Origin of the sequence: Microbacterium sp. W4I4 (assembly GCF_030816235.1) — a bacterium.
Lineage (GTDB): Bacteria > Actinomycetota > Actinomycetes > Actinomycetales > Microbacteriaceae > Microbacterium.
Genome location: NZ_JAUSXT010000001.1, coordinates 311,039 through 331,996 on the forward strand (window position 1 = coordinate 311,039; position 20,958 = coordinate 331,996).

At 68.6% G+C, this 20,958-nt stretch carries 27 protein-coding genes; 13 read left to right on the forward strand and 14 right to left on the reverse strand.

Features of this window, described 5'->3' with window-relative positions:
* Positions 1–70 precede the first annotated feature (70 nt).
* The 4 genes from QF046_RS01515 to QF046_RS01530 are packed head-to-tail and all read left to right on the forward strand — an operon-like array spanning position 71 to position 2,268.
* On the forward strand, positions 71–661 hold the full coding sequence (locus tag QF046_RS01515) for a biotin transporter BioY (protein WP_307365493.1): 591 nt from the start codon (positions 71–73) through the stop codon (positions 659–661).
* Entirely contained in the window at positions 651–1,349 is a 699-nt protein-coding gene (locus tag QF046_RS01520) for an energy-coupling factor ABC transporter ATP-binding protein (protein WP_307365495.1), read from the forward strand. The genes QF046_RS01515 and QF046_RS01520 overlap by 11 nt, the downstream gene beginning before the upstream one ends.
* The gene (locus QF046_RS01525) at positions 1,346–1,942 is read left to right on the forward strand and encodes an energy-coupling factor transporter transmembrane protein EcfT (RefSeq protein WP_307365497.1); all 597 of its coding nucleotides are present in this window, start codon (positions 1,346–1,348) and stop codon (positions 1,940–1,942) included. Before QF046_RS01520 ends, QF046_RS01525 begins: the two co-directional genes overlap by 4 nt.
* Positions 1,939–2,268 carry a CHY zinc finger protein gene (locus tag QF046_RS01530; RefSeq protein WP_307365499.1) on the forward strand — a complete coding sequence of 110 codons (330 nt, stop codon included), beginning with the start codon at positions 1,939–1,941 and terminating at the stop codon, positions 2,266–2,268. The genes QF046_RS01525 and QF046_RS01530 overlap by 4 nt, the downstream gene beginning before the upstream one ends.
* On the opposite strand, the gene QF046_RS01535 is transcribed toward QF046_RS01530, so the two are convergent.
* The 4 genes from QF046_RS01535 to QF046_RS01550 all read right to left on the reverse strand — a co-directional run bounded on the left by QF046_RS01535 (position 2,225) and on the right by QF046_RS01550 (position 6,165).
* Positions 2,225–3,520, reverse strand: a complete 1,296-nt coding sequence (locus QF046_RS01535) for an acyltransferase (RefSeq protein WP_307365501.1) — start codon at positions 3,518–3,520, stop codon at positions 2,225–2,227. The genes QF046_RS01530 and QF046_RS01535 overlap by 44 nt on opposite strands.
* A 109-nt stretch (positions 3,521–3,629) precedes the next feature.
* Positions 3,630–4,298, reverse strand: coding sequence for a response regulator transcription factor (locus QF046_RS01540; RefSeq protein WP_307365503.1), 669 nt, complete (start codon positions 4,296–4,298; stop codon positions 3,630–3,632).
* On the reverse strand, positions 4,295–5,500 hold the full coding sequence (locus tag QF046_RS01545) for a sensor histidine kinase (protein WP_307365505.1): 1,206 nt from the start codon (positions 5,498–5,500) through the stop codon (positions 4,295–4,297). Before QF046_RS01545 ends, QF046_RS01540 begins: the two co-directional genes overlap by 4 nt.
* A gap of 5 nt (positions 5,501–5,505) precedes the next feature.
* The gene (locus tag QF046_RS01550) at positions 5,506–6,165 is read right to left on the reverse strand and encodes a DedA family protein (protein ID WP_307365507.1); all 660 of its coding nucleotides are present in this window, start codon (positions 6,163–6,165) and stop codon (positions 5,506–5,508) included.
* A gap of 147 nt (positions 6,166–6,312) precedes the next feature.
* Between QF046_RS01550 and QF046_RS01555 the strand changes: the two genes are divergently transcribed.
* Positions 6,313–7,911: an ABC-F family ATP-binding cassette domain-containing protein gene (locus tag QF046_RS01555; protein ID WP_307365509.1), complete on the forward strand. Its 1,599-nt coding sequence runs from the start codon at positions 6,313–6,315 to the stop codon at positions 7,909–7,911.
* A gap of 3 nt (positions 7,912–7,914) precedes the next feature.
* Here the strand turns inward: QF046_RS01555 and QF046_RS01560 are convergent, their stop codons facing one another.
* Genes QF046_RS01560 through QF046_RS01585 form a run of 6 tightly spaced genes read right to left on the reverse strand, consistent with a single transcriptional unit; the run spans position 7,915 to position 10,545 of the window.
* On the reverse strand, positions 7,915–8,172 hold the full coding sequence (locus tag QF046_RS01560) for a hypothetical protein (protein WP_307365511.1): 258 nt from the start codon (positions 8,170–8,172) through the stop codon (positions 7,915–7,917).
* Between the two features lie 51 nt (positions 8,173–8,223).
* A complete protein-coding gene (locus tag QF046_RS01565) occupies positions 8,224–8,805 on the reverse strand; it encodes a carboxymuconolactone decarboxylase family protein (protein ID WP_307365514.1) in 582 nt (193 codons plus the stop codon).
* Positions 8,792–9,124 (reverse strand): hypothetical protein, encoded by a 333-nt coding sequence (locus QF046_RS01570; protein ID WP_307365516.1) that lies wholly within the window; start codon positions 9,122–9,124, stop codon positions 8,792–8,794. Before QF046_RS01570 ends, QF046_RS01565 begins: the two co-directional genes overlap by 14 nt.
* A gap of 40 nt (positions 9,125–9,164) precedes the next feature.
* Entirely contained in the window at positions 9,165–9,977 is an 813-nt protein-coding gene (locus tag QF046_RS01575; protein ID WP_307365519.1) for an SURF1 family protein, read from the reverse strand.
* Positions 9,974–10,171, reverse strand: a complete 198-nt coding sequence (locus QF046_RS01580; RefSeq protein ID WP_307365521.1) for a hypothetical protein — start codon at positions 10,169–10,171, stop codon at positions 9,974–9,976. Before QF046_RS01580 ends, QF046_RS01575 begins: the two co-directional genes overlap by 4 nt.
* A complete protein-coding gene (locus tag QF046_RS01585; RefSeq protein WP_307365523.1) occupies positions 10,168–10,545 on the reverse strand; it encodes a DUF3099 domain-containing protein in 378 nt (125 codons plus the stop codon). Before QF046_RS01585 ends, QF046_RS01580 begins: the two co-directional genes overlap by 4 nt.
* Positions 10,546–10,658: 113 nt before the next feature.
* Between QF046_RS01585 and QF046_RS01590 the strand changes: the two genes are divergently transcribed.
* Positions 10,659–11,369: a beta-ketoacyl-ACP reductase gene (locus QF046_RS01590; RefSeq protein ID WP_307365525.1), complete on the forward strand. Its 711-nt coding sequence runs from the start codon at positions 10,659–10,661 to the stop codon at positions 11,367–11,369.
* Between the two features lie 23 nt (positions 11,370–11,392).
* Here the strand turns inward: QF046_RS01590 and QF046_RS01595 are convergent, their stop codons facing one another.
* Genes QF046_RS01595 through QF046_RS01605 form a run of 3 tightly spaced genes read right to left on the reverse strand, consistent with a single transcriptional unit; the run spans position 11,393 to position 14,058 of the window.
* Entirely contained in the window at positions 11,393–12,088 is a 696-nt protein-coding gene (locus tag QF046_RS01595) for an alpha/beta fold hydrolase (RefSeq protein WP_307365527.1), read from the reverse strand.
* Between the two features lie 39 nt (positions 12,089–12,127).
* Positions 12,128–12,763 (reverse strand): phosphoserine phosphatase SerB, encoded by a 636-nt coding sequence (gene serB / locus QF046_RS01600; protein WP_307365529.1) that lies wholly within the window; start codon positions 12,761–12,763, stop codon positions 12,128–12,130.
* Between the two features lie 53 nt (positions 12,764–12,816).
* Positions 12,817–14,058, reverse strand: coding sequence for a glucose-1-phosphate adenylyltransferase (locus QF046_RS01605; RefSeq protein WP_307365531.1), 1,242 nt, complete (start codon positions 14,056–14,058; stop codon positions 12,817–12,819).
* Positions 14,059–14,104: 46 nt separating this feature from the next.
* Between QF046_RS01605 and glgA the strand changes: the two genes are divergently transcribed.
* The 3 genes from glgA to QF046_RS01620 all read left to right on the forward strand — a co-directional run bounded on the left by glgA (position 14,105) and on the right by QF046_RS01620 (position 16,429).
* A complete protein-coding gene (gene glgA / locus QF046_RS01610) occupies positions 14,105–15,289 on the forward strand; it encodes a glycogen synthase (RefSeq protein ID WP_307365533.1) in 1,185 nt (394 codons plus the stop codon).
* 18 nt (positions 15,290–15,307) lie between these two features.
* Positions 15,308–16,090, forward strand: a complete 783-nt coding sequence (locus QF046_RS01615; RefSeq protein ID WP_307365535.1) for an ABC transporter ATP-binding protein — start codon at positions 15,308–15,310, stop codon at positions 16,088–16,090.
* Between the two features lie 84 nt (positions 16,091–16,174).
* Positions 16,175–16,429, forward strand: coding sequence for a type B 50S ribosomal protein L31 (locus QF046_RS01620; protein WP_307365537.1), 255 nt, complete (start codon positions 16,175–16,177; stop codon positions 16,427–16,429).
* Between the two features lie 55 nt (positions 16,430–16,484).
* On the opposite strand, the gene QF046_RS01625 is transcribed toward QF046_RS01620, so the two are convergent.
* Positions 16,485–17,192, reverse strand: coding sequence for an exonuclease domain-containing protein (locus QF046_RS01625; protein ID WP_307365539.1), 708 nt, complete (start codon positions 17,190–17,192; stop codon positions 16,485–16,487).
* 68 nt (positions 17,193–17,260) lie between these two features.
* On the opposite strand from QF046_RS01625, the gene QF046_RS01630 reads away from it, so the two are divergent.
* The 4 genes from QF046_RS01630 to ettA all read left to right on the forward strand — a co-directional run bounded on the left by QF046_RS01630 (position 17,261) and on the right by ettA (position 20,947).
* Complete coding sequence (locus QF046_RS01630; RefSeq protein WP_307365541.1) at positions 17,261–17,884, forward strand: LysE family translocator; 624 nt, start codon at positions 17,261–17,263, stop codon at positions 17,882–17,884.
* A 141-nt stretch (positions 17,885–18,025) separates the two neighbouring features.
* Entirely contained in the window at positions 18,026–18,565 is a 540-nt protein-coding gene (locus QF046_RS01635) for a single-stranded DNA-binding protein (protein WP_307365543.1), read from the forward strand.
* 57 nt (positions 18,566–18,622) lie between these two features.
* Positions 18,623–19,150 carry a hypothetical protein gene (locus QF046_RS01640; protein ID WP_307365545.1) on the forward strand — a complete coding sequence of 176 codons (528 nt, stop codon included), beginning with the start codon at positions 18,623–18,625 and terminating at the stop codon, positions 19,148–19,150.
* Positions 19,151–19,267: 117 nt separating this feature from the next.
* The gene (ettA, locus tag QF046_RS01645) at positions 19,268–20,947 is read left to right on the forward strand and encodes an energy-dependent translational throttle protein EttA (RefSeq protein ID WP_307365547.1); all 1,680 of its coding nucleotides are present in this window, start codon (positions 19,268–19,270) and stop codon (positions 20,945–20,947) included.
* Positions 20,948–20,958 lie beyond the last annotated feature (11 nt).

Genomic DNA, 20,958 nt, shown 5'->3' on the forward strand with positions numbered 1-20,958 from the left:
GTATAGTGAACACCGTTCAGGTGAACAGTGTTCAGGACGAGCGTGATGGCCGTCCGAGAGGAGAACCCCGATGACCGAAGCACCCCGCCCGCTCGGAGCGGACCTGGCCAGGATCGCCGTCTTCGCCGCCTTGATCATCGTGCTCGGCACGGTGACGGTGCCCGTGCCCGGTGGCGTCCCGATCACCGCGCAGACGCTCGGCGTGATGCTCGCCGGACTCGTTCTCGGAGCCAGGCGAGCACCTCTGGCGGTGCTCGTCGTGATCGTGCTGGCCGCGGCGGGTCTGCCGGTGCTGGCCGGTGGACGAGGAGGACTCGGCGTGCTGGTCGGCCCGACAGCGGGCTACCTCGCCGGGTGGATCGCGGGCACCGTCGTCATCGGCCTGATCGCGCACAACGGGCGATTCACCTGGTGGCGTGCGGCGATCGGCGTGATCCTCGGCGGCATCGTGGTCGTGTACCTGTTCGGCATCCCTGTGCAGGCGCTCGTCACGGGCGTGCCGATCGTCCCGACCGCCCTGTCCAGCCTGGTCTTCCTGCCCGGCGATCTGCTGAAGGCGGGCGCAGCCGTCCTGCTCGCCGTCGCCCTGCGCCGGGCCTATCCGCGGGCATTCCCGGCTGTAAGCGCACCAGCGCCTACGTCCGTCGCACATGCGCGCTGAGCGGACCGTCGTCGACACGGCGATCGAGTGCGACGGAGTCGGAGTCGAGGTCGATGGCGCGGTGCTGCTGCGGGACGTGAGCCTGCGCCTATCCGCAGCACGCACCGCCGTCATCGGGGCGAACGGCTCGGGAAAGTCCACGTTCGCCCGGGTGCTGAACGGGCTCCGCACGAGCACCTCCGGCAGCATCCGGGTGCACGGGCTGGATCCGGCACGGGATGCCGCACGGCTCCGCCGTCGGGTGGGCTTCGTGTTCACGAACCCGGAGGCGCAGATCCTGATGCCCACGCCGGCCGAGGACGTCGCGCTGTCGCTGCGCGACCTTCCCGCCGCGGAGCGGACGGCACGGGTGACGTCGATCCTGGAGCGCTACGGTCTCGCCGAGCGCGCCGAGGTGCCGGCATCCGCCCTGTCCGGCGGACAGCGGCAGCTGCTGGCCATCGCCTCCGTCCTTGCGACCGAGCCGCAGCTCGTCGTCGCCGACGAGCCGACCACCCTGCTGGATCTTCGCAACGCGCGGCGCATCGGCGAGCTGCTGCTCGGTCTGGAGGTGCCCGTCGTGCTCGTCACGCACGATCTGGAGCTGGCGGCTCAGTGCGATGAGGCCGTGCTGTTCGAGGACGGGCGCGTGCGCGCGGTCGGTGCACCGGGCGACGTGATCGCGGAGTACCGCCGGAGCTGCGCGTGATCTCGCTCTATCGGCCGGGTGCCGGCCTGCTGCATCGGATGCCTCCGCTCGCCAAACTCGGCGGGCTCGCCGCGATCGCCCTGGCGTTGTCGTTCGCCCCGATCGGAGTGGCGGGCTCCGTCATCGTCCTCCTCCTCGTGTCCGCGCTCTATCCGGTCGCGGCGCTGCCGGTGAGTGCGCTGGGCGAGGGATGGTGGCGTCTGCGCTGGCTCATCCTCGTTCTCGGCGGTGCGCTGTGGGTCTTCACCTCGTGGCAGGCTGCGGTCGTCAGCACCGGACGCGTCGTCGCCCTGCTGCTTCTGGCCGACCTGGTGACGCGCACCACGCGGATGGGAGACCTGCTGGACGCCCTGCGTCGCGTCCTGCGGCCGCTTCGCCGCGTCGGCGTGGATCCGGAGACCGTCGCGATGACGCTGTCGCTGACGATCGCGATGATCCCGGTGATCGCCGCACTGGCCGGCCAGGTGCGCGATGCGCAGCGGGCGCGGGGGATGCGGCTGGGCCCGCGCGCCGCGCTGCCGCTGCTGGTGCTCACCATGAAGCACGCGGACGACGTCGGGGATGCCCTCGTGGCACGGGGGATCGCGCGATGACGGTGCGGGTCGGCGGACATCTCGTGCGCGGTGCGGTGGTGGACGATCAGTCGCGGTGCGTGCACTACCGCACCGACCTCGACGTGGTGGCCCTGCGCTTCCGCTGCTGCGGTGAGTGGTATCCGTGCGTGCACTGTCACGACGAGGCGGTCTCTCATCCACGCGTCGTGTGGGAGCCGGAGGCGGCGGATGTGCACGCGGCGCTGTGCGGTTCCTGCGGGACGACGATGCCGATAGCGCAGTACCGTCTCAGCGCCGCGTGCCCGGCATGCGGTGCGGGATTCAACCCGGGATGCGCGCGACATCACGCACTGTACTTCGGGTGAGCGCGGGCACGGGGAGCGGAGTCGTGAGCATCCCCGTGATGCGCAGGGCGAGCAGCCAGGATCCGACGGCGATGACGGCCGTCATCGGTGAGGTGCCCACCACGAGCAGGAGAGCGACCTCCGCTGCACCGATGAGCACGGCCACCGCGGCGCGGGCGGGCGTGGTGTCGATCGGTGCGCTGAGGCGCTCCAGACGCGACAGCGGCACGGCCAGCAGCGCAGTGGTGCTGAGCGCGAGCACGAGCCACAGCGGGCGGCTGAGCCACCATTCGCCGGAGGTCGGCACCGGCAGCTGATCGCCCGTGACCATGGCGCTCAGCGCGGTGAGGCCGGCGAGAGTCAGCAGCACCGGCATGTGCCACAGGTAGACGGTCATGGCCCGAGCGGACATGAATCCGGTGAAGGCCGCGACCGGGCGACGGTCGGCGAACGCCGTCAGCTGCTGCTTGAACAGCGAGAACGCCGCGGTCTGGATGACACCCACCAGCAGCAGGGCGGTCGTGGGCGGGTTGGTGTTCGCGATGAGGTCGGGGGAGTGGAAGCCCGTTCCGAACGACACCATCAGAAGCCCGAAGGCGACAGCCGCGGCGGTGATGCGGATACGACGGGAGAGCGCGTCGATCCGGCCGTCGGCGAGAAGGAAGCCGACCTGCTGCATGGTGAGCCAGACGAAGAGCAGGTTGAGGTAGCCGATGCCGTCCGAGCCGGTGATGACGCGTGCGACATCGACCACGAGGGATACGGCGGCCAGCGCGGCGAGCGTCCGCAGCGGCGCCCGCTCGTGCAGGCGGGCCATCGCGGGGAGCACGGCCTGGAGCACGAGGAAGACGCCGAGGAACCACAGCGGCTGCCCATAGCGGTAGCCGGCCATGTCCACGAGATCCGGATCCAGCCCGGCATCCGCCAGCAGTGCCAGCAGCAGTCCCGCGGTCGCCACGGAGGCGATGGCGGGGATCAGCAGGCGCCGCACGCGGGAGACCACGAAGGCCGCACCGCTCGCGCCCCGACGGCGCTGTGCGCGCAGGGCGGTGATGCCCGCGAAGCCCCCGACGACGAAGAACATCGGCATGACCTGCATGACCCAGCTGACCGGTACGATCCAGTGACCGACATCCCCGGCGTTGGCGAACACGGGACCGTCCGGCGACAGCGTCACCCCGACCATGAGCGAGTGCAGAGTCACGACTCCGGCGATGGACAGTGCGCGGACGAAGTCGACCGCGCTGTCGCGGTGTGAGGTGACGGTGTGCATGGAGTTCTCCCGGTCTGTTGCCAGGAGAATATGGACGCGGTGGGATGCCGCACATCACGCCACGGAGTCGAACTCCCTCATACCCAGGGGTGAGGACGCGGTGGCGTGCTCACGCGGGCTCGACGAGCCCGGCGTCGTAGGCGAGGATGACCGCCTGCACGCGATCGCGCAGGCCCAGCTTGGCGAAGACCTTGCCGACGTGCGTCTTGACGGTCTGCTCTGCGATGAACAGCTCCGCCCCGATCTCGGCGTTGGAGCTGCCACCGCCGATGAGGGTGAGCACTTCGAGCTCGCGCTCGGTGAGATCCTGCAGACGTGCCCGCGCCTGGGGCGTGCGCGGCCGGCGATCGGCGAAGTGCTCGATCATCATCCGCGTGACCCGCGGGGCAAGCAGCGCGTCGCCGGCGGCGATCACCCGTACGGCGTGAACCAGCTCGTCGGGCAGGGCGTCCTTGAGCAGGAAGCCGCTGGCACCCGCCTGCAGGGCGTCGTACACGTAGTCGTCGATGTCGAACGTGGTGAGCATGAGGATCCGCGGGATCTTCGCCGCGGGGTAGGAGGGCCCGAGGATGCGCCGGGTCGCCTCGATGCCGTCCAGCTCCGGCATCCGCACGTCCATCAGGATCACGTCGGGATCCAGACGCGCCGACAGGGTCACCGCCTCGAGACCGTCGGCGGCCTGCCCGGTGACGTGGATGCCCTCGTGGGCATCCAGCAGGGCGGCGAATCCCGCCCGGACCATGGCCTGATCGTCGGCGATGAGGACCTCGATGCTCACATGGTTCCTTTCCGGAGGGGATCGGCGGCGTGCCGGGGGATGCGTGCGGCGACGGTCCAGCCGTCACCGTCGGGACCGGCGTTCAGCTCGCCGTCGAGCAGCGTGGCGCGCTCGTTCATGCCGCGCAGTCCGTGGCCGGCGGCATCGGAGGTGGATGCCGCAGTCGATGCCGGACTGTTGCGGACCACGACGGAGACGTCCTCCGCGTCGGCGGTGACGTTCACGTCGATCGCGGACGAGGGTGCGTGGCGCACGGCGTTGCTCAGGGATTCCTGAACGATGCGGTAGATCGCGATCTGGCTGGCTGTGGAGACGTCACCGCTCACGATCTGGTTGAGGGCGATCGATGCTCCCGCGTGACGGGTCGTCTCGACCAGTGCGGGGATGTCGCCGATGCCGCGCTGCGGCGCGAGCTCGGCCGTCTGATCCTCGGTCCGCAGCACACCCAGGATGCGGCGCATCTCCGTCAGCGCGCCCCGGGCGGATGCCGCGATCGACTCGAACTCGGCCACCGCTTCATCCGACAGCTCGGGCGCACGGTAGCGCGCGGTGGAGGCCTGCACCTGGATGAGCGACATGCTGTGCGCGACCACGTCGTGCAGCTCCCTGGCGATGCGGGTGCGCTCCTCGGCGAGTTCACGGCGGGACTGCTCGGCGGCGGCGTTCTCGCGCTCCCTGGTGAGCTCGGCGCCCAGCTGGATGCGCCCGGCCAGCAGCACGCCGACGATGAACGCCGCGGTCGCGAGGGACGCGACGACGATCAGGTCCGCTCCCGCGGCGTTGGCACTGGCGGCCTCCGGCAGCAGCAGGGGAGAGGCCAGCGTCACCATCAGACCCAGCAGCAGCGCGAGCGATCCTCGACGCCAGCCGTGCAGCATCGTGATCGTCAGGACGAAGACGACGAAGACGATCAGAGTCGGAACCGACCAGGGCCAGGGCCAGAACCGATCCCGATCAGGCGAGACCACGAGCGGCTGGGTGAACGCGGCGACCGTGAAGACCGCGATGCTCGTGCGCGGATAGCGCAGTGCCAGTGCCGGCGCACCGGTCAATGCGGCGCCGACCAGGAACACCACGAGAACGTTGACTCCGTAGAGGGCGGTGTGGATCGGGACCATGATCGCGTACAGCGCGACGAGGATGCTTCCGAGCGACCAGAGGGCGAAGCGACGCCCAGGGCGAGGACGTCGAGGGGCGCTCATGTCCTTCATCCTGCCACTGTCGCGTCGAGCCGGGCTGCTTCGGCGTCGGTCGCCGGGGTCTCGCGCGCCTCGCGGGTGCGTCGCCGCCAGGCGATGACCCGGTCGATCACGATGCCGATGGCCAGAGCGATGGCGATGCCGATCACCACGCTGAGGAAGGGGCTGCCCTTCAGCCAGTTCCCGGCGATCATCCCGATGACGATGCTGTACGCGGCCCAGGTGAAGCCGCTGATGACGGACAGCGGCAGGAATCGACGCCAGGGGTAGTGCACCGCCCCGGCGGTCATGTTCACCGCCACGCGCCCCACGGGCACGTACCGGGCGCCGAGGATGAGCCCTGCGCCGCCGCGCTCGAGGGCACGAGCCGAGGCGTCGAAGGCCGCGATGACGCGTGGCCGTCGCATCCATGCGAACCGTTCGGTGCCGACCGCTCGTCCGAGGCGGTAGGCGATGTTGTCTCCGAGGACAGCCCCGAGCCCGCCCACGACCCCGAGCAGGATGACGTCGACATCGCCGCCGGATGCCGCGACCGCGGCCGCGGCGATCAGCACGGTCTCGCTGGGCACAGGGGGGAAGAAGCCGTCGATGACCGCCACGGCGAAGAGCACGAGGTACAGCCACGGCGAGGCGACAGCCTGCATGATGAGGTCGTTGATGATGTCCACCCGTTGAAGGTACGAAGCGGGTGCCCAGCTGCACATCACTCTGCAGTATCGACCGTGTCATACCGCAGAGGGGTCTTACATGCGGCGCGAACTATACTGAGAGGCTGGCCCTTCGGCCGCTTCCCCCTCGACGATCGGAATACCGCTGTGCTTGCCGTGCATGAACTCGAGATCCGTGTCGGAGCGCGCGTGCTCATGTCGGACGTGTCGTTCCGCGTCGCCGACGGTGACAAGATCGGTCTCGTCGGACGAAACGGCGCGGGCAAGACGACGCTGACCAAGGTTCTCGCGGGCGATCTGCTGCCGTCGGACGGAAAGGTCACCAGCTCAGGAGACCTCGGCTACCTTCCGCAGGATCCGCGCACGGGTGATCCGGAGATGCTGGCGCGCACCCGCATCCTCGATGCTCGCGGGCTCGGCACCCTGCAGCTGGGCATCTCGCAGGCGTCGCATGACATGGCATCCGATGACCCGAAGATCGCCGAGCGCGCGATGCGGAAGTTCGGCAACCTCACCGAGCGCTTCGAGGCGCAGGGCGGATATTCGGCCGAGGCCGAAGCGGCGTCCATCGCGAACAACCTGTCGCTGCCGGATCGCATTCTCGACCAGCCGCTGAAGACCCTGTCCGGCGGTCAGCGCCGGCGTATCGAGCTGGCGCGCATCCTGTTCTCGGATGCGAAGACCATGATCCTCGACGAGCCGACCAACCACCTCGATGCCGACAGCGTCGTGTGGCTGCGGGAGTTCCTCAAGAACTACAAGGGCGGGCTGATCGTGATCAGCCACGACGTCGAGCTCGTCGGCGAGACCGTCAACCGGGTGTTCTACCTGGACGGCAACCGCCAGGTCATCGACATCTACAACATGAACTGGAAGAACTACCTGCGCCAGCGCGTCGCCGACGAGGAGCGCCGCAAGAAAGAGCGCGTCAACGTCGAGAAGAAGGCCACCCAGCTGCAGATGCAGGCCGCGCGCTTCGGCGCGAAGGCCTCCAAGGCTGCCGCCGCGCACCAGATGGTCGCGCGCGCCGAGAAGATGCTCTCCGGTCTCGATGAGGTGCGTTCCGTCGATCGGGTCGCCAAGCTGCGCTTCCCGAAGCCGGCCCCGTGCGGAAAGACGCCGCTGATGGCATCCGGACTGTCGAAGTCGTACGGATCATTGGAGATCTTCACGGATGTCGACCTCGCGATCGACCGCGGCTCGAAGGTCGTCGTGCTGGGGCTGAACGGTGCGGGCAAGACCACGCTGCTGCGCCTTCTCGCCGGGGTCGACGAGCCCGACACGGGGCAGCTCGAGCCCGGTCACGGCCTGAAGATCGGCTACTACGCGCAGGAGCACGAGAACCTTGACGTCGATCGGTCGGTGCTGGCGAACATGATGTCCGCAGCGCCCGACATCAACGAGACCGAGGCGCGCAAGGTGCTCGGATCGTTCCTCTTCACCGGCGACGACGTCCTCAAGCCTGCAGGAGTGCTCTCCGGCGGCGAGAAGACCAGGCTGTCGCTGGCGACCCTGGTGGTCTCCTCGGCGAACATGCTGCTGCTCGACGAACCGACGAACAACCTCGACCCCGCATCGCGCGAGGAGATCCTCGGTGCGCTCGCGCACTACGAGGGCGCCGTCGTACTCGTCTCACACGACCCAGGTGCCGTGGAATCGCTGAACCCCGAGCGCGTGCTGATCCTGCCTGACGGCGTCGAGGATCTCTGGAGCAAGGAGTACCAGGACCTCATCGAGCTCGCCTGAGCTTCAGCGGCGCTCAGCGAGCTCCCGGGCGCTGTGCGTCGCCGCGGCGGGCGATGATGAAGGTCTGCTTGCCGTTGATGTAGGCGAGACGGTCGGACGGATGCCTCGCTGCCAGGTCGTGCTTGCAGTGCGGATGAGCATCATGTGCACCGCCGCGAAGGTGCGAGCCCAGGCGTCGGATGCCGGGGAGAGGTCGACGACGCCTCGTCGCAGTCCGAGATCGGAGCCCGCGAACGCGGCGGCGAGATCTGCGCGATGCACAGTTCCACGCTATCGCGAGTCGTCCCTTCAGGCCGAGGGCGGACTCCGGTCTCAGGAGTATCCTCGGCGCAGCAGCATCCCGGCCGCGCGGTCGAAGTCGGCGCCGGAGGGGATGTCGAAGTCCAGGGCGTTGGCATTGCGGGTGATGATGGCGAACACGGCTCCGACGGCGGCGACGTCCTCCAGTTCCTCGACGGTCAGCCCGGCATCCAGCGCTGCACGGACATGTGCTGCCGACAGCTGGTCCGGATCGTTCGTCAATCGTTCGAGGAACGTCAGTGCTGTCCGGAGCCGCCCGCTGATCGGTGCGGTGCGATAGTCCGAGAGAGCAGCATCCGCCACAGCCGGATCCATGCCGCGCACCGCGATGGCGCGGTGCGCGCCGATGCAGAACGGACAGGTGTTCCACGACGCGACCATCGCCGCCATCAGTTCGCGCTCCGATACCGACCACGGGCTGGGGGAGCGCATCGCCTTCTGCGTCCATCGCCCCAGTGCCGGTCCGGTGAACTTCTTGTCGTAGAACGCGACCCGCGCGGCATCCGGCAGCCGGTACCCGGCGACGTGAGAGATGAACCGGATCAGCAGCCGGTGCGCCGCCGTGTCGCCGCGCTCGACGTCAGCCAGCCGCATCGGATGCCTCCCGTATGGCCGCGATCGCGGCATCCCACCGCCGAAGACCGGCGGCGACACTGGCCGACATCACCACTTCGAAGGCGGCCTTGTCCGACCCCATCGCTGCCCGAACCGCATCGACTTGTGCATCCGTCACGCGAAACGACGCCTCGCCGATCGTGCGCGCGAGCACAGCCGCCGGCGACGATCGATCGACCGCCTCACCCGGGTCGGTGCGCAGAACCGAGTTGCGGGTCGCCGCGTCGAGAACACCGGTTTCGACGACGCTCCTGCGCAACGCAGCGGCCAGCGAGGCATGATCTTCGTGCACGACCATGGGCAGAGCCTACGCCCGTATGTCGGGCGTGTCAGGACCTTCAGCCGTGCAGGGCGTCGAGCAGGGCGTCCTCGTCGTCGGCGTCGTGATCGCGGCGGCGCTTGACGCGCTTCGGACGCTCACCGGCATCCTCCTTCGCCTTCACGATCTCGGTGCGGATGATGTAGCCGATGAACGCGAAGCCCATGACCGCGAACAGGATCCACTGGATCGCGTACGACAGGTGCGGACCCGGATCCTCGGTGGGGGAGTCGAAGCCGCCGAGACGCTCGGCGGGGGCGGGGGTCTCGGATGCCAGCTGCCCGTACGCGCCTGTCACGAGCTCCGGGTTCGCGAGCTCGGCGATCGTGGGCAGGTTGATGGTCGGCACCTGGCCGTCCGGGGCGCCGCGCCCGGAAGACGGCAGTCGCTCACCGGGGCGCAGACGCACGATGACTGTCGCCTCACCCGAGGGCGGAGCGGGTACGACGCCGGGAGAGGAGTCCTCAGCCGGCGGCACCCATCCGCGATCCACGAGCAGCACGTGTCCGCTGCTGTCCTGGAACGGCACGAGAACTTCGAAGGCGCTGGTTCCGCCGTGCGGGCGGTTTCGCACGAGCACCTGCTGGTCGGCGAGATACTGCCCGTGCAGCTCGACAGGATGCCACTCGGAGTCGGCCGGAAGGCTGCCGTCCGCACCGATCAGATCGTCGAGCGGCGCCGGCTTCGCATCGTAGTTGCGCTCCACGAGGGCGATCTGCGACGTCGTCTGCTCGTTGCGGGCGAACTGCCACTGGGAGAGCAGTGCGCACACGACGGCGAAGGCGGCCGCGACCAGGAGATACGCTCCCCAGCGCAGCAGACGCTCCCTCACTCCGGAAGTCCTTCGTGGACCTCGACGGGGAAATCCCGCGTGCGCAGGTAGTCGCTGAGGAAGCCGACGTGCTCATCGCAGGCGAGCCAGATCTTGCGGCGATCCTCGCTGTGGATCCGCGGATTGCGCCACACGATGTGATGCGTCGCGGCGGCGCGGCACGAGGCGCGCGCGCATTCGAACGCAGCGGTCATATCGGGCCGCTCCGGTCGTCACCGGCGTCCGTCGTGTCGGGGTGCTGCTCGTGGATGGTGATGACCGGCGGCGTGTGCGCCGCGGCATCCGGGACAGGCGGGGCGGTGTCGAGCTCCAGCACGGGCGATTCGACCGCCATCGGGATGCTGTCGCTGCCGGCGTTCGCGGAGATCACCGCGATATACGGAAGGAAGATCGCACCGGCCGCGAACACGAACGTCCACCAGCCCACCGGATACACGACGGCCATCAGGACGAAGCACACCGTGCGGATGCCCATGGTGATCGCGTAGTGGCGCACGCGACTGCGCGCCTCGTCCTGCGGTGACTGCGGGAGCGAGGTGACAGAGGCGGCGTTCCTGGTGTGTCTCACGGTGCTCCCAGCCTACGCCGCGCGGGGCCTTCCGGATGCCCTTGCGCGGGCTCGGCGCCGCCCGTGCGGTCGGTAGGATGGCCTGCGTCCGTCCCCCTCAGGCAGGAGCCCTCATGAGCACTGATCGCGTCGTCCTCGTCACCGGCGGAAACCGCGGCATCGGCCGCGCCATCGCCGAGCGCTTCGTGCGCGAGGGCTATCGCGTCGCCGTGACGGCCCGCAGCGGCGAAGGCCCCGAGGGCACTCTGACCGTTCGGGCGGACGTCACCGACGCCGCTACCGTGGATGCGGCGTACACCGAGGTCGAGCAGAAGCTCGGGCCGGTGGAGATCGTCGTCGCCAACGCCGGCATCACCAAGGACACGCTCCTGATGCGCATGAGCGAGGACGACTTCGACAGCGTCATCGCCACCAACCTCGGCGGCGCGTTCCGGGTCGTCAAGCGCGCCTCGAAGGGCATGCTGCGCGCGCGCTTCGGCCGCGTGATCCTCATCTCCAGCGTGGTGGGCCTGTACGGCTCGGCCGGACAGGTCAACTACGCGGCATCCAAGAGCGCTCTGGTCGGGTTCGCACGCTCGCTCACCCGCGAGCTCGGCGGGCGCGGCATCACCGCGAACGTCGTCGCCCCCGGATTCATCGAGACGGACATGACCGCCGAGCTGCCCGAGGAGACGCAGAAGCAGTACAAGGCCAGCATCCCCGCCGGGCGCTTCGCCACGCCCGACGAGGTCGCCGCGGCCGTCACCTGGCTGGCCGGCGATGACGCAGGCTACATCTCCGGCGCAGTGATCCCCGTCGACGGTGGTCTCGGCATGGGTCACTGACCCGACACGCAGCCCCGCACCGGTCAGCGGTCGACGGCGACGAGGATCTGCTCGGCGAGCCGCTGCGGCATCGAGAACTGCGGCCAGTGGCCTGAACCGAGCGTGATCACCTCGACATCCTCGAGAGCACGGTACTCGTCGAGTGCGGCACCCCACTCGGTGAGCATCTGCTCGAACGCGTCGCGGTCGATCCCGCCCATCAGCAGTGTCACGGGCACCGCGAACCTGCCCGGGTTCGAGAGCTCGATCGGATCCGTGGGCACGCGCGCGGGGACGCTCTTGGTGAGCGGCGCGGTGCGAGCGCGCGTCGCGGCGTCGAGATCATGCACGTCGGGCTCGTCGAAGAAGTCCCAGCCAGGGAAGGGGACGACGCCGTCGACCACGTCGAACTCGCTGATGCTGAATCCGGATGCCGGGGGAGCCGTGTCGACGAAGACCACTCGCGCCACGCGCCCGGGCCTGGCGTCGGCTGCGCCCCAGACCACATTGCCGCCGCCGGAGTGGCCGACCAGCACCACGCGGCCGTCGATGCGGTCGATCACGTCGACGACCGCGTTCACCCAGTCGGACATGCCGATCGCGGACGACTCCGAGGCGGGTGCGCCCGTGCCGGGCATGGTCAGGGGATGTACGCGGCGGCCGGCGGCGATGAGTGGAGGTGTGACGTCCGCCCAGGAATCGGCGTCGAGCCAGAGGCCGGGGATGAGAATGATGTCCATGCCGTCGACGGTAGCGACGGCCACCGACATCGGCAACGGTCAGGGCAGCAGGGGGATGACGTCGGACAGGTCCTGCGGGCCGATCACCAGCGATGCGGCCGCGCGCACGGCCGGCTTGGCGTTGAACGCGATCCCCAGCCCCGCGACCGACATCATGGTCAGATCGTTCGCGCCGTCGCCGATCGCGATCGTCGCGCGCGGGTCGACGCCGAGCTCGGCCGCCCACTGCTGCAGCGATTCGGCCTTGGCCGCGGCATCCACGATCGCTCCGTCGACGACCCCGGAGAGCGCACCGTCGACGACCGCCAGGCGGTTCGCGCGCCAGCGATCGACACCCAGCCCGGGAGCGACGTGGTCGAGGATCTCGTGGAATCCGCCGGAGACGACCCCGACGACGCCGCCGCGCTCGTGCACGGCCGAGGTGAGCGCCTGCACGCCCTGCGTCGGCTCGATGCGGGCGAGCACCCGCGCGAACGCATCGGTCGGCACACCCGTCAAGGCCGCCACTCGGGAGCGCAGGCTCGCGGCGAAGTCCACCTCGCCGCGCATCGCGGCCTCCGTCGCCGCCTGCACCTCCTCGCGCCGTCCCGCCTCGTCGGCGAGCAGTTCGATCACCTCATTGCGGATGAGAGTGGAATCGGCATCGAGGACGACGAGGAAGCGCGCAGAAGTCACCCGACGAGCGTAGCGGGCGCGTGGCTCTGCAGAAGCGCGGGGGCGCGTCTGTGTCAGCGCGTGATGTGGAAGCCCTTGCCGACGACGGTGATGCCCGACTCCGTGACCGTGAATCCGCGCTGCAGATCGCGCTCTCGATCGACGCCGACCGTGGCGCCGTCGTCGAGGATGACGTTCTTGTCCAGCACGGCGCGGTGCACCCGGGCGCCCAGGCCCACCTGCACATGGTCCAGGAGCACGGAATCGGTGATCGTCGATCCGCCTGCCGCCACCGTGCCGACGCTGACCACACTGCGCTCGAGATGGGTTCCCGAGAGCACCGAGCCCGCCGACACGATCGAGTCGATCGTGTTGCCGATGCGGCCCACCGCGTCTCTCACGAACTTCGCCGGCGGCATGTTGACGTTCTGCGTGCGGATCGGCCAGACGGTGTTGTACAGGTTGAAGATGGGCAGGGTGGCGATGAGATCCATGTGCGCATCGAAGTACGAGTCGATGGTTCCCACATCTCGCCAGTAGGAGCGGTCGCGCGGCGAGGATCCGGGAACGTCGTTGTGCTTCATGTCGTAGTAGCCGGCCTCGCCGCGGTTCACGAAGTAGGGGATGATGTCGCCGCCCATGTCGTGCCCGGAGCTGGCGACCTCGCCGTCGGCCTCGACGGCGGCGATGAGCGCGTCGGTGTTGAAGACGTAGTTGCCCATCGAGACGAGCACCTCGCCGGGCGAATCGGCCAGTCCCTGGGGATCGCTCGGCTTCTCGAGGAAGTCGCGGATGAGGCCGGTCTCGGGATCCGCATCGATGACACCGAACTGCGATGCCAGCGCCAGCGGCTGCCGGATGCCGGCCACCGTCGCCTGCGCGCCGGATTCGATGTGCGCATCCACCATCTGCTGGAAGTCCATCCGATACACGTGGTCGGCGCCGATCACGACGACGATGTCGGGCTTCTCGTCGTTGATGAGGTTCAGGCTCTGCAGGATGGCGTCCGCCGAGCCCGAGAACCAGCGCTTGCCCAGGCGCTGCTGTGCGGGGACCGAGGTCACGTACGAGTCGAGCAGAGCCGACATCCGCCAGTTCTGCGACACGTGCCTGTCGAGACTGTGCGACTTGTACTGCGTGAGCACGACGACCTGCCTGAACCCCGAGTTGATCAGGTTCGATATGGCGAAGTCGATGAGCCGGTACTGCCCGCCGAACGGCACGGCAGGTTTGGCGCGATCCGCCGTGAGGGGCATCAGCCGCTTGCCCTCGCCGCCGGCGAGGATGATCCCGAATACCTTCTTGGGTGCCGACATGGCTCCACAATAGAGCGCGCGCGGCCCGATGTACTACCGTGCAGACATGCGAGTCGACATCATCACCAAGGAGTACCCGCCGGAGATCTACGGGGGCGCCGGTGTGCATGTCGCCGAGCTCGTCACCGCACTGCGCGCGAGCATTGACGTGCAGGTGCGGGCCTTCGGAGCCGACCGCGATGAGGCCGGCACCTTCTCCTACCGGACGCCGGCGGAGCTGTCGGGGGCGAACCCCGCGATCCAGACGCTCGGCACCGATCTGGCCATGGTCGGCGACGTCGCCGGGGCCGACGTCGTGCACAGCCACACCTGGTACGCGAACTACGCCGGGCATCTCGCATCCCAGCTGCACGGCATCCCGCATGTGCTCACCGCGCACAGCCTGGAGCCGCTGCGCCCGTGGAAGGCCGAGCAGCTCGGCGGCGGGTACGCGGTCTCCAGCGGGATCGAGCGGACCGCCTACGAGAACGCCGCCGCGATCGTCGCCGTGAGCGCGGGGATGCGCGCCGACATCCTGCGCAGCTATCCGCAGGTGGATCCGGCGCGCGTGCGCGTGATCCACAACGGCATCGACGTGGAGCGCTGGCGGCCGATCGAGAATCCGGAGTTCCTCGCGAGCATCGGCATGGACCCCACGCGTCCGTCGGTGGTGTTCGTCGGTCGCATCACACGGCAGAAGGGGCTGCCATACCTGCTGCGCGCGGCGCAGCTGCTTCCGCCCGAGGTGCAGCTGGTGCTCTGCGCCGGCGCCCCGGACACCCCCGAGATCATGGCCGAGGTGCAGGAGCTCGTGCGCCTGCTGCAGCAGAGCAGGCAGGGCGTCGTCTGGATCGAGCGGATGCTGCCGCGCGACGAGCTCGCGGCGATCCTCACCGCGGCGACGACCTTCGTGTGCCCGTCCGTCTACGAGCCGCTGGGCATCGTGAACCTCGAGGCCATGGCCTGCGGGGCCGCCGTGGTCGGCACGCGCACCGGTGGCATCCCCGAGGTCGTGGCGGACGGTGTGACCGGGCGGATCGTCCCCATCGATCAGCTGCAGGACGGCACGGGAACCCCGGTTGATCCCGAGCAGTTCGTCGCGGATCTCGCCGACACCCTGACCGAGGTGACGGGAGATCCCGAGCGAGCCGCGCAGTACGGCGCCGCCGGTCGGGAGCGTGCCAGGGATGAGTTCAGCTGGGGTGCGATCGCCGACACCACGCGCGCGCTGTACGAGGAGCTGACCGCCTGAGCCGATAGGCTTGAGCACATGTCGAGCGCCCTGGAATTCACCGATGTCGTCGTGCGCCGTGAAGGTCGCGACATCGTCGACCACGTCACCTGGCAGGTATCCGACGAGCAGCGATGGGTGGTGCTCGGGCCGAACGGCGCGGGCAAGACGACGCTCCTGCAGCTGGCGGACACCCTGATGCACCCGACGTCCGGCGTCGTGACGATCCTGGGGGAGCAGCTCGGCCGCACCGACGTCTTCGAGATCCGGCCGCGCATCGGCTTCGCCTCCTCGGCGATGGCCAGGCGCATCCCGCGCGACGAGACGGTGCTGAACACCGTCATGACCGCCGCATACTCGGTGCTGGGCCGCTGGAACGAGGACTACGAGGGCATAGACGAGCGCCGGGCGCGCCGCGTGCTGGCGGACTGGAAGCTGGAGCACCTGTCCGAGCGCCTGTTCGGCACCCTGAGCGACGGCGAGCAGAAGCGCGTGCAGATCGCGCGAGCGGTGATGACCGATCCCGAGCTGCTGCTGCTGGATGAGCCGACCGCCAGTCTGGACCTCGGCTCCCGCGAGGAGCTGCTCCAGCTGCTCAGCGGCTATGCGGCATCGCCCACCACGCCGGCCATGGTGATGGTGACGCACCATGTGGAGGAGATCCCGGAGGGCTTCACGCACGTGCTGCTGCTGCGCGAGGGACGGGTGGTCGCGAGCGGCCCGATCGCCGAGACGCTGACGGCCGATGCGCTCAGCGAGGCCTTCGGCATGCCGATCGTGCTCACGGCCGATGGCGGCCGGTACGCGGCACGTGCGGAGTGATCTGCTAAACTTGACCCTCGGTGCGTTCGCGCCACAGACTTCCCTCGTTCCTGGCACAATCCAGGACACCATGTAAGGAATCCCATGAAGACTGACATCCACCCCGAGTACCAGGCCGTCGTGTTCCGCGACCTCGGATCGGGCGAGACCTTCCTCACCCGTTCGACCGTCTCGAGCGACAAGATCATCGAGCTGGACGGCGTGGAGTACCCCGTCATCGACGTGGAGATCTCCTCCGCTTCGCACCCGTTCTACACGGGCAAGCAGCGCATCATGGACTCGGCCGGTCGCGTCGAGAAGTTCAACCAGCGCTTCAAGGGCTTCGGCGGCTCCAAGTAAGTCGTCTCCTCGATGGCCCCGCTTCGGCGGGGCCTTCGTCGTATCCGGTGCGTGCTCAGCCGCGGACCGGCCAGCTCCCGTCGAGAGTCTCCTCGGGCTCGAGTCGGCCGACCTTGATGAAGTACTCCGTCAGACTCGCGGCCTGATCGCGCGCCCAGCCGATCTGCTGCGTGTGCAGCTCGTGCACCGTCTCGGGCAGCAGGAACTGCCGTGCCTGCGCGAGAGCGACGCGGCCCGCGGCCACGGCATCCGCTGCTGCTTCGTGCGCGTCGTCCAGCGGCACCGCGTAATGCTCGGCGACGACCGTCAGCGTTCGCTTGCCGCGGCGATACCGGTCGTAGTTCTTGTCGATCAGCAGCGGGTCGATCACCGGATGCGGCGCGTGCAGCGCGGGCAGACCGTGCCGGACGGCCTCGTTCGCGAGCAGCGAGAAGTCGTATGAGGCGTTGTACGCCACGATCGGCAGGCCCTGGGCGAACAGCATCGACAGAGCGCCGCTGATCTCGGAGACCACCTCCGACGCAGGGCGACCGTTCGCACGCGCGTACTCGGTGCTGATGCCGTGCACGGCGGCGGCTCCGTCGGGGATCGGGATGCCGGGATCGGCAAGCCAGTCGCGCGCCGCGATCTCGCGTCCGTGACGATCGAGCACGCCGACGTGCGCGGTGACGATGCGATCGTTCCGGACATCGACCCCGGTGGTCTCCAGGTCGAAGACGCCGACGCGGGTGAGCCAGTGCGGAAGCCGGTCTGCGGTGGTCATGCACTCACCGTACGATCGGCCACCGACGTCGGTCGGACGGCCCGCCGTGGTGCCCCTACACTGTGCTGGTGACATGGACCATCTGGCTCTCGCTGCTGCTCGCGTGCGTGGTGATCAGCTTCACTCCGGGAGCCGGAGCGATCAACACGATGAGCAATGCGCTCACGCAGGGGTGGCGACGTTCGCTGTGGGGTGTCCTGGGGCAGCAGGCCGCCCTGGTCGTGCATGTGGTGATCGTGGCCGCCGGAGTGGGACTGCTCGTGTCGCGGTCCCCGCTGCTGTTCGAGATCATCCGATACGCCGGTGCGGCCTACCTGATCTACCTCGGCATCCGACTCATCCTCGCAAGACCGGAGGGGGATGCCTCCGAGCTCGCCTCGAGGTCTCGTGAGCATGCCTGGTCGCTCTTCCGGCGCGGATTCTGGGTGAATCTGCTGAATCCGAAGGCGATCGTGTTCTTCCTCGCGTTCGTCCCGCAGTTCATCCGTCTCGATCGTGACCCGCTGCCGCAGTACCTCATCCTGATCGGGACGGTGATGGTCGTCGACGTGCTGGTGATGTGGTTCTTCTTCGCCGCGGCGGCCAAGCCGTTCCGCCGCTACACGCGGCACGCACGTGGTCAGCGCGTGCTCAACACGGTGTTCGGCGTGCTCTTCGTCGCCGTGGCCGGGCTGCTGATGTTCGTGCACTGAGGCCGCCCCGGGCGTTCGCCCTGCACATCCCGGCGTTTCGACGAGTTCTCCACCGTCGCCGGTGTTCGAGCGTCGGGCGTCGGATGCCGGCGTGCACGCTGTTCTCAACCCGGGCTCGCCCCGGTGACAGAGGAGAACGACATGACCATCAACAACGACACCGTGATCATCGCCGGGAACATCGGCAACGACCCGACCACCAACGAGACCCGCAACGGCAAGACCGTCATCAACTTCCGCGTCGCGTCCAACGGCGGCTACTTCGACCAGCGCACCGGTGCGTGGACCGAGGGCACGACGAACTGGTACGCGGTATCGGCGTTCGGCAACATCGCCGACCATGCCAGGGCCTCGCTGCACCGTGGCGACCCCGTCATCGTCGTCGGCCGACTCAAGGTCAAGGAGTGGGAGACGAACGGGAAGAAGGGGATCGACGTCGAGATCAATGCGGATGCCATCGGCCATGACCTGAACAAGGGCACGAGCGCCTTCGTGCGGCGTCCTCGTGCCACGAGCACGGAGTATTCGGCCGCCGCCGAGACGGCGCCCGCAGGCGACGCCGAGCCGTCCGACGAGCCGAGTGCGTCCGAGCGCGCGAGCTGGGAAGCCGAGGGCATGGCGGTCGTCGACGCAAGCGCGTCCGACGACGCATCCCGGGAGGACGAGCTCGCCTACACGTGAGTGCATTCCGCGACGACGGAGGCGGTGGTCCTCGGCTCGGGCCTTAGACTTCGGAGCATGCTTCGAGGGTCATCCGTCTCCGTCGGCCCGCGCAGCCGCGCGGTTCACGGGCTGTTCGGAGTCCTCGCCCTGGTCGCGGTGCTGACCTCGTGCACAGACATGCCGCACGGCTCCTCGACCGCTCCCCGGACCTCCTCGGCCGCATCGTCGACGCCGCCGTCGGTCATGCCGCAGCCGTCGTCGTCGTCGCCGGCGCTCGTTCCGGATGGCACGGCTGCCGACAATCTGCCGGTGTTCACCGTGGTCACCGCACAGGTGTGGGCGTCGGATCAGCGCGTTCACGGGCGTGCGTACATCGACGCGCTCGTCGGTGCCGGCTTCGACAGGAGCCGCATGCAGGTCACTTCGGACGAGACCACGATCGGACGCGCGGCGGAGAGCATCCAGTTCTCGATCGCCTGGGGCGAGGATCAATGCCTGATAGGCCAGGTGGGGCCGTCCACGGGAGATCCCGTCACCGTGGTGATGCCGCAGCTGCAAGGAGGCCGCTGCCTGGTCGGCATCACCCGCGAAATCGACTGGTGATCGATGCCGCACTGCCCGAGCCCGAACAGGCTCGGGCCGCGGACGAAGGCGGGTAGGCTGGATAGTCGGCTCCCCGGAGCCGTTCCGCATGCCTGCCGACAGAAGGAGACCTGCTTCGTGGCCGAGTACATCTATTCCATGGTGCGAGCCCGCAAGGCCGTGGGTGACAAGCTCATCCTCGATGACGTCACCATGGCGTTCCTCCCCGGCGCGAAGATCGGCATGGTGGGCCCGAACGGCGCCGGAAAGTCCACGATCCTGAAGATCATGGCAGGTCTGGACACGCCCTCGAACGGTGAGGCCAAGCTGTCGCCCGGGTTCTCCGTCGGCATCCTCATGCAGGAGCCGGAGCTCGACGAGACCAAGACCGTCATCGAGAACATCCAGGACGGCGTCGCCATCAAGGCCAAGGTCGACCGCTTCAACGAGATCTCTGCACTGATGGCCGATCCCGACGCCGACTTCGACTCGCTGCTCGCCGAGATGGGCGTGCTGCAGGAGGAGATCGACGCGGCCGACGGGTGGGACCTCGACTCGCAGCTCGAGCAGGCGATGGACGCGCTGCGCACCCCACCGGCGGATGCGGAGATCGCCCCGCTCTCCGGTGGTGAGCGCCGTCGCGTGGCGCTGGCGAAGCTGCTGCTGCAGAAGCCCGACCTGCTGCTGCTCGACGAGCCCACCAACCACCTCGACGCCGAGAGCGTGCTGTGGCTGGAGCAGCACCTGAAGGACTACAAGGGCGCCGTCATCGCCGTCACCCACGACCGGTACTTCCTCGACCATGTCGCCGAGTGGATCGCAGAGGTCGACCGCGGTCGTCTGCTCGGCTACGAGGGCAACTACTCCACCTACCTCGAGCAGAAGGCCGCCCGTCTGGACATCCAGGGCAAGAAGGACGCCAAGCTCGCCAAGCGGCTCAAGGACGAGCTGGAGTGGGTGCGCTCCAGCGCCAAGGGACGCCAGACCAAGTCCAAGGCGCGTCTGGCCCGCTACGAGGAGATGGCTTCCGAGGCGGAGCGCACCAGGAAGCTCGACTTCGAGGAGATCCAGATCCCCGCAGGTCCCCGCCTCGGCTCGATCGTGATCGAGGCGAAGAAGCTGCAGAAGGGCTTCGGAGACCGCATGCTGATCGACGGGCTGAGCTTCAGCCTGCCGCCCAACGGCATCGTCGGCGTCATCGGTCCGAACGGCGTCGGAAAGACCACACTGTTCAAGACCATCGTGGGCCTGGAGCCGCTCGACGGCGGAGACCTGAAGATCGGCGAGACCGTCAAGATCAGCTACGTCGACCAGTCGCGTGCGAACATCGACCCGAACAAGACGCTGTGGGAGGTCGTCTCGGACGGTCTCGACTTCATCACCGTCGGCAAGATCGAGATCCCGTCGCGTGCCTATGTGTCCAAGTTCGGCTTCAAGGGGCCGGACCAGCAGAAGAAGGCCGGCGTGCTCTCCGGTGGTGAGCGCAACCGTCTGAACCTCGCCCTCACGCTCAAGGAGGGCGGCAACCTGCTGCTGCTCGACGAGCCGACGAACGACCTGGACGTCGAGACCCTGAGCTCGCTGGAGAACGCGCTGCTCGAGTTCCCCGGCTGCGCCGTGGTCATCACGCACGACCGGTGGTTCCTCGACCGCATCGCCACGCACATCCTCGCCTACGAGGGCACCGACGAGAACCCGTCGCAGTGGCACTGGTTCGAGGGCAACTTCGACGCCTACGAGAAGAACAAGATCGAGCGCATGGGACCGGATGCGGCGCGCCCGCACCGCACCACCCACCGCAAGCTGACCCGCGACTAGGGTCGGGGCGG